This window comes from Corynebacterium macginleyi, from assembly GCF_003688935.1.
Lineage (GTDB): Bacteria > Actinomycetota > Actinomycetes > Mycobacteriales > Mycobacteriaceae > Corynebacterium > Corynebacterium macginleyi.
In genome coordinates this window covers 82,589-89,814 of sequence record NZ_REGE01000009.1, presented here as the reverse complement: position 1 = coordinate 89,814, position 7,226 = coordinate 82,589, and the positions used below count along the sequence as shown (strand labels likewise).

At 61.7% G+C, this 7,226-nt stretch carries 6 protein-coding genes and 1 pseudogene; 2 read left to right on the top strand and 5 right to left on the bottom strand.

Translation table 11 applies throughout. The features are described from left to right. Window positions 1-128: 128 nt before the first annotated feature. Window positions 129-366, top strand: a pseudogene (locus D9V82_RS12650) (integrase core domain-containing protein); the annotation flags it as partial. Between the two features lie 43 nt (window positions 367-409). Here D9V82_RS12650 and D9V82_RS07620 read toward each other — a convergent pair. The 4 genes from D9V82_RS07620 to D9V82_RS07605 all read right to left on the bottom strand — a co-directional run bounded on the left by D9V82_RS07620 (window position 410) and on the right by D9V82_RS07605 (window position 4,903). Next, window positions 410-688, bottom strand: a complete 279-nt coding sequence (locus tag D9V82_RS07620) for a transposase (protein WP_183122484.1) — start codon at window positions 686-688, stop codon at window positions 410-412. A 121-nt stretch (window positions 689-809) separates the two neighbouring features. Further along, window positions 810-2,897: an N-acetylglucosamine-specific PTS transporter subunit IIBC gene (gene nagE / locus D9V82_RS07615; RefSeq protein ID WP_121911817.1), complete on the bottom strand. Its 2,088-nt coding sequence runs from the start codon at window positions 2,895-2,897 to the stop codon at window positions 810-812. 55 nt (window positions 2,898-2,952) lie between these two features. Next, window positions 2,953-3,717, bottom strand: coding sequence for a glucosamine-6-phosphate deaminase (gene nagB, locus D9V82_RS07610; protein ID WP_121911809.1), 765 nt, complete (start codon window positions 3,715-3,717; stop codon window positions 2,953-2,955). A 10-nt stretch (window positions 3,718-3,727) separates the two neighbouring features. After that, the gene (locus tag D9V82_RS07605) at window positions 3,728-4,903 is read right to left on the bottom strand and encodes an N-acetylglucosamine-6-phosphate deacetylase (RefSeq protein WP_121911808.1); all 1,176 of its coding nucleotides are present in this window, start codon (window positions 4,901-4,903) and stop codon (window positions 3,728-3,730) included. A 265-nt stretch (window positions 4,904-5,168) separates the two neighbouring features. Between D9V82_RS07605 and D9V82_RS07600 the strand changes: the two genes are divergently transcribed. After that, on the top strand, window positions 5,169-5,771 hold the full coding sequence (locus D9V82_RS07600; RefSeq protein WP_121911807.1) for a DUF6518 family protein: 603 nt from the start codon (window positions 5,169-5,171) through the stop codon (window positions 5,769-5,771). Here the strand turns inward: D9V82_RS07600 and D9V82_RS07595 are convergent. Beyond that, on the bottom strand, window positions 5,761-7,176 hold the full coding sequence (locus D9V82_RS07595) for a phytoene desaturase family protein (RefSeq protein ID WP_121911806.1): 1,416 nt from the start codon (window positions 7,174-7,176) through the stop codon (window positions 5,761-5,763). The two genes, D9V82_RS07600 and D9V82_RS07595, sit on opposite strands and share 11 nt — an antisense overlap. Between the last annotated feature and the right edge of the window lie 50 nt (window positions 7,177-7,226).

Below are 7,226 nucleotides of genomic sequence, written 5' to 3'. Positions count from 1 at the left end.
AGACACCTCATGCACCGCACAGGAGACGCCAATGGTGACCACAACCAGCTAACCGCCTGACCTCAAACACAGAACTGAATACCGAGCCGAAAGCACAAACGGCTACACCACTACACGGGACTTGACCGTCCATGACAGCAGTAGGAACGAGTGCTGATAACGCCTTGGCAGAATCGTTTAACGCCACTTTAAAGCGGGAAGTGCTGCGTGATAGGAAAGTTTTTGACGATCCGATGACCTGCCGGCAGGATGTCTTCCGGTGGTGCATGCGCTTGTAACACGCGTCGGCGGCACTCCTGGTGCAACCTTGTAGCCCCTGATGTCTTTGAAACCGAGACTTCAGCTACATGGACCAAAGCAGCATAGCTAGCCCCCGATGTGTCCACTTTTCGGGGGTCAGGCCCTTGCTTTAAAGCGAAGAAAGCTGTCGCTTGTGACAAAAACTCATTATCCATCTTGGCTTCTGCAAGCTCACGACGCAGATGAGCATTCTCGGGACGAAGATCCGCCTGGCTGAGCCCATCCGGGGCCCTCGCCGTTCGCGCTCATTTTTTACCCATCGGCCTAAAAGACCAGGTGCGACACCAATTTCTTTCGCTACATGAGCAATCGGGCGCTGCGATTCGATTACTAGGTTAGCCGCTTCACGCCGGTACTCCGGTGTGTACTTCTGGCGTTGTTGACTCATAATGAACATCCTCTCTTACGGACACACGATCCGCACTCATCGGGTGTCCACCAAACGAGGGTAACCTCAGAACTTCTAGATCTGGCCGCCAGGATCAAAGAAAAGCTGGAAGGGGCGAATTCTAGTGTTCAGCCGGCCGCACGCGGGCGACGGCAACGCTTTGGTCAGCGCGGCCCTCGTGTTCGATATTTACTCCAGCGATCTGCTTTCCCGTGGGGCAGACCACCGGGGTAATCAGGTTGATGCCGCGTTCGCGCAGCTTCTCTGCCTCTACCGCGATGATGGGGGTCCCGGCGCGGACGACATCGCCCTTAGCCGCGAGCTTGGTAAAGCCCTCCCCCTTCAGTTCAACGGTATCGATACCGATGTGAATGAGCAGGTCAAGGCCCTCTTCGGTCCGCATGCCGAAGGCATGGCCGGTCTTAAAGACCATGGTGATGGTGCCATCGACCGGGGCGCAGACATCGAAGGCATCGATCACGGTAGGAATAACGGCAAAGCCTTCGCCCACCATGCCCTGGGCAAAGGACTCATCGGGGACCTGAGAAAGCGGCACGACAGCGCCTTCGAACGGTGCATGGAGCTCTATATCGGTGCCGATCTTCTCTGCAGGGCGAACATTCATGCCAGGCTTCGCCGACTTCGTAGCTACCGTTGCGGAGCCGGTGCGCAGCTGGTGGTTGACCTCATCAAACATGAACTGTACGGAGGGCCCCACGATGACCTGCACGTTCTTTTCGGAAGGGTGGATGACGCCGGAAATGCCGGCGCTTTTGATAGTGGGGTCATCGACAAGCGCGCGATCCTTCACGCCCACGCGCAGGCGGGTGGTGCAGTAATCCAGCGAATCGATATTGTCCTTGCCGCCGAGACCCTCGATGATGCAAGCGGCGGAACCGGCGGTCTTATCATCGCCCGTGGCGGCATCGTCTTCTTCAGGCGCGTCCTCGTCCTCACCGCGGCCCGGGGTCTTCAGGTTAAACCAGCCGATGAGGTAGTAGAAGAGGACGAAGTAGAGGGCGAAGAAAATAACGCCCATGAGGAGCAACATGTACCACTTATTGGCCAGCGGGTTTTGCGAGGACAGCAGCATGTCCACAAAACCTGCGGAGAACCCGAAACCCGCGGTCCATTCCAACGCGGCGGCGATAAACACCGAGAGACCGGTCAGCAGCGCGTGCACCACGTAGAGCAGCGGGGCAACGAACATGAAGGAGAACTCCAGCGGCTCAGTCACGCCGGTAAAGAAGGAAGCCAGGGCACCAGCGGCCATGAGGGAGCCGATGACCTTGCGCCGGCCCTTATCCGCGCGCAGGTACATGGCCAGGGCGGCACCTGGCAGGCCGAACATCATGACCGGGAAGAATCCGGCCTGGTAGCGTCCTACCACGCCGTCCACGGTGCACTGTCCGTTCTCCCAGGTGCCGGGGCACTCTGCGGCAGTGGTGGCCGTGGCGGCAGCGTCGAGGGTGGACTGGCCGGATTGGAAGTTACCGATGTCGTTGATGCCGATGACATCAAACCAGAAGACGGAGTTCAGCGCGTGGTGCAGGCCCGTCGGGATGAGCAGGCGGTTGGCCACGCCGTAGATGCCCGCTCCCGCGGCGCCGAGGCCCTGGATGGAGGTACCGAAGTTGAAGAGCGCGTGGTAGATGAAGGGCCATACAAAGTAGAGGATGGCGGAGACCACGATGGCAAAAAGCGCGGTGAGGATGGGAACGAGGCGGCGACCGGAGAAGAAGGCCAGGAAGTCCGGCAGCTTGGTGCCGTGGAAGCGGTTATAGACCATCGCGGCGATGATGCCGGCGAGGATGCCGAAAAGGACGTTGCCGTCACCGACCGCATTCCAGCCCTCGGCGGCCCATTCCACGGCGTCATCGCCAGTAAGCGCTGCGGGGTCTTCGATGCCACGGTAACCGGCAACGGCATCGGGGCCCAAGAGCTTCATGAAGGTGGCATAGGCGAGGAAGCCGGACAGCGCGGAGGCGCCATTAGAGTCCTTGGCCAGGCCGAAGGCAATAGCGACGGCGAAGATCCAGCCCAGGTTATCCAGCACGGCACCGCCGGAGCTAATCAGTAGCTGCGCGACCACGTTATCTTGGCCGGCAACGCTAGCTATCCAGTAGCCAACGCCGCCGAGGATTGCTGCTACAGGCAGAACTGCCACGGCGCCCATCAGCGCCTTTCCGAGCCGCTGCAGCGGGCCCATAATAGAGAGTTTCACGTCAGGAGTCCTCCAAAGGTGTAAAGAAGTAAAGAGCGATTTAGCGCGGGCGATGCTCATCCACGAAGCGGTAGTACTCGTTATCCTCCAGCTGCGAAGCGGCGTCTTCATCGAGAATCACCGTAGCCCGCGGGTGTAGCTGGAGGATCGAGGCCGGGCAGTGTGCAGATAGCGGGCCCTCCACCATGTTGCGGACCGCGGTGGCCTTTCCGGCCCCGGTGGCCAGTAGCAATAAGTGGCGGGCCTCGCTGATGGTGGCGAGCCCCTGGGTCAGCGCATAGCGGGGGACGCTGTCCGTGTTCTCGAAAAAGCGGGCATTATCGTGCACCGTCCGTGGGTGTAGCGTTTGCCGGCGGGTGCGCGATTGTAAGGAACTAGAGGGCTCGTTAAAGCCGATGTGCCCATTGCCTCCGATACCCAGCAACTGGATGTCGATCCCACCGGCATGGCGAATGGCCTGGTCATAGGAGGCTGCGGCACAGTCCGGATCCGCAGCATCGCCCTCTGGGCTCTGCACTAACTCATCGTTGAAGTCGACGTGGCTGGTAAATACGCGCCGGATGGTGGAGTAATACGACTGCTCATGGGTGCGGTCTAGCCCCACATATTCATCCAAGAGAAAGGCGCGGCTGCGAGCAAAACTCACCTCCCCGCGCTCGCAGCGAGCAACAAGTTCTTGATACAGCGGTACCGGAGTAGAACCCGTGGCTAGGCCCAACGTCGCCCCAGCATTGGCATAGCGGACAAAGATATCGGCAGCGGCAGCAGCCACCTCTGCTGGTGTGGAACGGATGAGGATGTCCATACAGTATTTCCTAATGTGAATCAGTGTCTATCGCGGCAGTTATGTCGATACCGTCAGCGATGACGCGCACGGGCTCGAAGTGCGTATTCAAACCCACAAGATTGGCACGCTTGCCGGGAGCCAAACGGCCGACGTCCTTATCGCCCAGCACGTCCGCGGCCGTGGTGGAGGTAAACCGAACGGCCTCCTCTGCGCCATGGCGCGCGGCGAAGCGCGCGAATTGCTGCGCCAAGGTGGAGGTTCCACCGGCGATGGCGCCATTGCCCACCCGCGCCACGCCATCGGTCACGGTAACGGGCAGGGAACCTAGTTCGTAGGAGCCATCGACCATGCCGGCAGCAGCCATTGCATCGGTGACGGCAAACGCGCAGCGGTTATAGGCCATGTCCACGGTGCCATCGGCAAGATGTACGCCATCGGCAATGAGCTCTACTCCCACATCGCCCGCTTTCGCACCGGCAAGCAAAGCAGCCACCGTGCCGGGGGCACGGTGATGGATGGGTGGCATGGCGTTAAAGAGGTGGGTGCCGGTCACGGTGACTCCCAAGTCCTGGGCCTGCCCCATGACCTGCAGCGTGGTCTCATAATCAGCCTCGGTATGGCCCAAGCTGGCGATAATATCGTGCTCAGCGCAGACCTCGAGGAGCTCCGCAGTAGCCCGGGTTTCTGGGGCGAAGGTAATGGAGCGCAGGTGGCCACGAGCGGCATCGATCACCGCGCGGAAAAAGTCAGGGTCCCCCGGCACGATGCGCGATGGATCTTGTGCACCACATTTGGCCGCGGCGATAAACGGACCTTCCATGTGGATGCCGGCAATCTCCCCTTCTTCCGCCAGCGTGGCGAGCAGCTCCGCTCGCGTGCACAGCTCCGCCCGCGTTCCAGAGACCATGCTGGCTATCAGCGTGGTGGTGCCATGGGCGCGATGGAAACGGGCGGCAGCGCGGCACTGGTCATAATCACCATTGGGGAAGCTTCCGCCATAGCCACCGTGGTTGTGCAGGTCCACAAAACCTGGGACCCACAGCAACACGTCTGGATCACCGGATTGCCAGGCCGCCTGCGCTGCGGGGACATCACCACACGAGATGTCTTCAATGCGCCCGCCAAAGTTAAGCGCACCAGCACGCAACTCGACATTTTCGTCGATGTATAGGCCTTCTACACGGCCCTTCGTCTGTGTCTGCATATGTCATTCACTTTTCTTTTGTCCGGGCAGGCACCGTCCCAAAAAGCGCCGATATCCCAGCACAACACTATGTTATAACCTATCGGTACCATAGTTCGGTGTCAACGATGTCACGTTCGCTTTTTTATGTGAGATAGTCGAGTAAGCCGAGCTATCTGCCCCTCGCTGAGGCATAAATCGCGCCACCTTCACTGGACTAGAATGAGCGCAACCCGCACCAGGCCCTGCCTTGGACATGGCGGATCCTCATTTCAAGGAGCACATCGTGACCAGTCGTTTACCCGCACCGCCGCGGCACCGGTCCCAGTACGTTTTCTTGGCCGGCTTAGCCGTCTCGGTGGCCTATGCCGCCGTCCATATCGCGTTTTCTGATCCTGCCCTGATTGAAGGCACTGCCCCAGTGCGCCTGTCTTTGCGCAATTACCTTGGCCCAGTGCTGGGCTCTGGCATGGTGTGGACACTATTTGCCTACCTCATGGGCAAGGCGTGCGCCCACCGGCGAACCACGGCGTCTTTCGCAGGAGCCGGCATACTCCTGCTCATGTTGGCGGTGCACTACGCGCTGCTTTTCGGCTTTGGTATCTACGACTGGCAGACGGCTTTTTCCTCCAATGCCGCGTGGTTCCTCTTTGCCCTTATCGCCGGGCCACTTTTCGGCGTGGCGGGGGCTTTTTCCCACAGGTTCGGCTGGCTAGATTACGTTACCGTGCTCGGTTTCGTGCTGGAGCCACTAGTCACCGGCCTCATCCCTGGCAGCAGTATCGAGCCGCAGACCACAACGACCCCCGGATATTGTGCCGCAGTAACGCTGTGGATGATCGGTGCGGTATTCCTCTACTGCGAACGCCGGGCTCCCATTAAGGCGTAGTTGCACTTTCAGCGGCCCACCATCCGGGCATGCCATGGACGCCGGCTCCGGGCGCGGTGGAACCCGATGCCATGAATATTCCCGGCGCGAGCCGGTGCGGGTGCGCGGAGAGGCACGGGCGCAGCACGGTCTGCAGCCCGGCCATCGCACCACCGGCGATATCGCCACCCACCAGGTTGGGGTTCCAGCGCTCCAGGTCAGCTGGGCTCGTCGCGCGGGTGGCCAGGATGGTATCACGAAAACCTGGCGCGAAACGCTCAATCTGCCGCGCAATGAGGCCGGTCACCTCCCCCGGAAAGCGCTCCTCATAGCCGTGCGGCACATGCGCATAAGCCCATAGCACCAGCCCACGCGATGGGTCGGCCACGTACTGTTGGCACACCATGACCAGGGGACGCTCGGGCATGCGGCGCTTGCCGATGTCCCTTTCCGCCCCACCGATCTCCTCCACGCTGCCGCCCACGTGGACGGTGCCGGCTTGGCCCACGCGAGGGTCGGCCCACGGCACGGGTTCGCTTAAGTGAAAGTCCACCTTGTAGACCGCGCTGCCATAGCGCCAACGCCGCAGGGATCGCCGGGTCCGTGCAGGAAGGTCGAGCCCGCCCAGCCTGAGGATCTGGCGCGGGGTGAGGTTGAGGATAAGGGCATCGGCGCGCGGCAGGGTGCGCACATCGGTGATGTCGGCGCCGGTGTGGATGCTGGCGTTGTGGGAGCGGAGGAGGGAGACTAGGGCATCGGCAAGCGCCTGCGTACCGCCTTCGGCTACTGGCCAGCCGCGGGTCATGCCGAGCGCGCCGAAGAGCAGGCCAAATGCGGAGGTAAATCCCCTGGTAGGTGAGGTGATGGTGTGGACCGCGCTGCCGGCGAATAAGGCGCGGGCCTGCGGGGAAGAAAATGCCGCCCGCGCGAGCGCGCTCGCCGGAAGCATGCCCGGCGCGCCGAACTGCGCCAGGCGGACCGGGTGCTCGGGCCAGCGCACCAGCGGGGTGAGCGCGTTGTTCACGTGTGAGTCGATATTGCGCACCACGTAGCCGTGCAGGCGGGTCCACGCCCGGGCATCGGTGCCAAGCCCCGCGGCGGTCTCCTCTAAGGAATTGTGAAGAATGCCCGCCGGCGCGCCCTCCAGCGGATGGGCCATGGGATACGGCGCATGGCGCCAGCGCAGGCCGTGCGATTCCAGATCGAGCGCGCGGAAGGCCGGGCTCGCGATGCCAAAGGGGTGACCGGCCGCGCCAAGATCGACGATGGTGTCCGGGAAGATCTCCGTCGACGATGCCGCCGCCCCACCGGGATGGGTGGCGCGCTCATACACCTCCACACGCCAGCCGGCAGTGGCGAGGCGGGCCGCGGCGGTGAGCCCATTGGGCCCTGCGCCGACGATCACAGCGTGCGGTTGTTTATCCACAGTCCTCCTTGTGCAGGTCAGTGGCCCTAATCTACCTATTCGCCCACACG